At 67.8% G+C, this 3,261-nt stretch carries 5 protein-coding genes; 4 read left to right on the top strand and 1 reads right to left on the bottom strand.

The genetic code is table 11. The features are described 5' to 3' along the window. The coding region (locus NTW26_02530) for a hypothetical protein (GenBank protein ID MCX7021149.1) at positions 1-539 on the bottom strand (539 nt) is incomplete at its 3' end. Between the two features lie 237 nt (positions 540-776). Between NTW26_02530 and NTW26_02525 the strand changes: the two genes are divergently transcribed. From NTW26_02525 to NTW26_02510, 4 genes are all read left to right on the top strand, one after another. Continuing rightward, positions 777-1,205: a transcriptional repressor gene (locus NTW26_02525; GenBank protein ID MCX7021148.1), complete on the top strand. Its 429-nt coding sequence runs from the start codon at positions 777-779 to the stop codon at positions 1,203-1,205. Beyond that, a complete protein-coding gene (locus tag NTW26_02520) occupies positions 1,202-2,122 on the top strand; it encodes a metal ABC transporter substrate-binding protein (GenBank protein MCX7021147.1) in 921 nt (306 codons plus the stop codon). The genes NTW26_02525 and NTW26_02520 overlap by 4 nt, the downstream gene beginning before the upstream one ends. Continuing rightward, on the top strand, positions 2,122-2,889 hold the full coding sequence (locus NTW26_02515; GenBank protein MCX7021146.1) for a metal ABC transporter ATP-binding protein: 768 nt from the start codon (positions 2,122-2,124) through the stop codon (positions 2,887-2,889). The genes NTW26_02520 and NTW26_02515 overlap by 1 nt, the downstream gene beginning before the upstream one ends. A gap of 67 nt (positions 2,890-2,956) precedes the next feature. After that, positions 2,957-3,261: metal ABC transporter permease (locus tag NTW26_02510; protein ID MCX7021145.1), on the top strand; the 305-nt coding region annotated here is incomplete at its 3' end.

Here is a 3,261-nt window from a genome sequence, read left to right as displayed (position 1 = left end):
AAAAGGAGGCCCGTCATGTTGGGGGAAAGGAGCGGCCGGCGGCCGTGAACCCCCTCGACGGGGAAAATTCCCTCAAGCCCGGTGGCCACCACGGTGACCCCCTCGTCGGTTTCCGCCTCCCCCAGCACACCGAGGCCGTGGGGCGTCCAGCGCAGGTGGGACGCCCCCTCGACGGGGAGCGCCACCGGCTGCCTGTCCGAACCGTCTTCCCGCACCGTGAACGCCCCCTCCTCGGAGCCGTAAAGGACGCGGTAGTGGAGGGTGTCGCTCTGGAATTGAATCGGGCTCCACCGGGGCTCCGTCTCGTCCCCCTCGTGGTGGGTCAGGCGGAGCTCACCCCCGCCCCGGGCATCCATCACCCAGACGTCGTAGTCGCCCTCGGCCCGCGAAACGTAGACCAGGGAGGAGCCGTCGGGCGAGTAGTGGGGGTCTTTTTCGTCCGAGGTGGAGTGGGTGAGCTGGTGCAGCTCGCCCCCGGCTGCGGGCACGACGTAGAGGTCGAGGTTGCCGCTCCGGTCGGACTGGATTGGGTGGGGCATGACCGACTTCCGACAGAAGGGGCGCGCACGGGAAAATCTTGGCGGCGCGCCGGTGTGTATTTAGGCGGGCTAATCCTACCGACGGGGCCCCGCGTTGTCAACCGAAAGAGAAGCAACTTCCTTGCACCTGCAACTTAATTGCGTTATAATTCGGGAGACGCACTGCCTCTCCGCCGACGAGAGCCGCGAGCGTAATCTACGCTTCCATCGGCCGAGGCGTTTCACCGGGGATTGCAGTTGGAGACCGAGATCGCCAGGTTGTTGCTGAAAAAGAAGGGCCTGCGTTGCACCGACCCGCGCGTGCGGACCCTGGACGTCATCCTCGCGGGCGACCGGCCGTTGAGCCACGCGGAGATAGAGGAGCGGCTGGAGCCCAGGCTCGACAGCGTCACCCTGTACCGTGTGCTTAACGACCTCGCCGGGGCCGGACTTCTGCAACGGATAACCACGGGGACGGCGACGCGCTTCGGCGCCTCGGACCACGCCCACGCCCACTTCACCTGCGACGCTTGCGGCATCACCACCTGCCTCGAAACCGTCCCCGTCCCCCGCCCCGCCCTGCCCGGTCGGTACGTGGTGGAGGGGGTGGATCTGAACCTGAGCGGCCTCTGTCCCGGCTGCTCGAAAGCGCGCCGGCCCGATGAGTCGGAGGATGTGGAGGAATGAAAATCCGCGCTTTTCTAACGGTCGCCCTTTCGACCCTCCTCCTCGCCTGCGGCGGAGGTGGGGTGGTCGAGGACGATGCCGGGCTCACTGTAGTGGCTAGTATTTTACCGATATACCTTCTCGTGGAAAATGTAGTGGGTAATACGGAAAGCGTCACGGTGGACGTCCTGGTCAACCCAGAGGCCGGCGATATCCACAACTACCAGCTCGTCCCGGGCGACCTTATAAAACTCAACCACGCCGACCTGGTCATCCTCAACGGCCTGGGCCTCGAAGGGTTCCTCCAGGACGCGCTGGCCGACCTGCCCGAGGAGACCGAAATCGTGACGGCCGGGGAAGGCGTCGAGCCCCTGCCCCTTACCTTCCGCAATCATCCAGGAGAACCGTCCGCCGACGGAGAGGACGCGTGGGATCCCCACCTCTGGGTATCGCCCCCCAACGCCGTGCGGATGACGGAAAATATCCGCGACGCCCTGGCGGAGGCGGACCCGGCCCACGCCGACGCGTACCGCGCCAACGCGGCGGAATTCATCGCCCGGCTTGCGATCCTTTTCACGAAAATGCGGGACACCGCCGAAGGATGGCCGAACCGCGCCATCATCACCAACCACGACGCCTTCGGCTACCTGGCCCGGGACCTGGGCCTGGAAATCGCCGGCGTGGTGATGCTCACCCCGGGCGCCTCCCCCTCGGCCGGGGAGATGCTCCGGCTGGTGGAGATGATTCGTAAGAGCGGCGCCGCCGCGGTCTTCGTCGAGCCCGGCTACCCCGAAGGGTCGGCGCGCAACGTCGCCCTGGACGCGGGGGTTCCGGTTTACGTCCTGGACCCCTGCACCACCGGCGGCACCGACCCCGGACATTTCCTCGAGGTGATGGAGAAAAATCTGGAGAACCTCGACGCCGCCCTGGGAGGGTGATGCCCGAGCCCGTGACAGAGGAAATTCCGGCTATCCGCCTGGCGGACGTCACGGTCCGCCTGGGCAACCGGGTCGTCCTGGAAGACATCACCGCCGACGTCCCGACCGGTGTCATAACCGCGGTCATCGGTCCCAACGGCGCGGGCAAGACCACGCTCCTCAAGGTCATCCTGGGGCTCGTGCCCTACGAGGGGCGGGTGACATTTCCCGGCTGCGCACACCGCCCGAGCTTCGGGTACGTCCCCCAGGCGCTGGGGGTGGACGAGGGCTCGCCGCTGACGGTGATGGATTTTCTGCTCCTCAAGCTCCAGCACCGGCCGCTGTGGCTCGGCCGGAGTCGTTCGGCGTGCGACGAGGCGCGACGCCAGCTCAGGGCCATGCGGGCGGAGAATCTGGCCGATCGCCCCCTGGGCATCCTCTCCGGCGGGGAGCGCCAGCGGGTGCTCCTGGCGGCGGCCCTGGCGGGGAGGAACGGCGGCCCGGACATACTTCTACTGGACGAGCCGGCCTCCGGGATAGACGCGGTGGGGGGAGAGCTCTTCGCCGCGCTCCTGGCCGAGCTCACCGAGGAGCGCGGCCTGACCACCGTCCTGGTCAGCCACGACCTCTCCGTCGTCTCCGCCCACGCCCGGAGGGTCGTCTGCCTCAACCGGCGCCTGATGGGCGTGGGGTGCACGCGGGAGACCATCTCGGCCGAGACCATCGTCGCCATGTACGGCCGGGACTCGAGCCTCTTCCTCCACGACCACCACCCCCGGGAGGGGTAGCCGGAAAACGGCCCCCCGGGGGCGTTGAGCGACGAACCATTTCCGGAATAGGACTGAACCGCCCGCGATGTTCGAGCCGCTCTACCAGTTGCTGAACCACCTGCTCCCCCAGGCTCTCGCCGGGGCGTCCTTTCTCAACCGCGCCCTGGTGGGCGGCCTCTTGCTCGCCGCCGCCTGCGGCATCATCGGGGTCGGCGTGCTCGGGCACCGGATGAGCTTCTTCACCAACGCGGTCAGCCACTCCAGCTTCGCCGGGGTGGCGGTCGGGCTGCTGGCCGGCGTCTCGCCCTACGTCGGCCTCGTCGGGTTCGCCGTTTTCGTCGGCCTGGGGATAACGGCACTCCGGCGGCGGGGACGCCTCTCCGGCGACGC

The sequence above is a fragment of the bacterium genome (genome assembly GCA_026398675.1).
Classification (GTDB): Bacteria; RBG-13-66-14; RBG-13-66-14; order RBG-13-66-14; family RBG-13-66-14; genus RBG-13-66-14.
Note: the sequence above shows the minus strand (reverse complement) of the source record. Positions and strands in the feature narration are given on the sequence as shown.

What these genes read in the sequence shown, in the direction of transcription:
- NTW26_02515 (MCX7021146.1), top strand. Translation starts at nt 2,122, where the DNA reads ATGCCCGAGCCCGTGACAGAGGAAATTCCGGCTATCCGCCTGGCGGAC.
- NTW26_02520 (MCX7021147.1), top strand. Translation starts at nt 1,202, where the DNA reads ATGAAAATCCGCGCTTTTCTAACGGTCGCCCTTTCGACCCTCCTCCTC.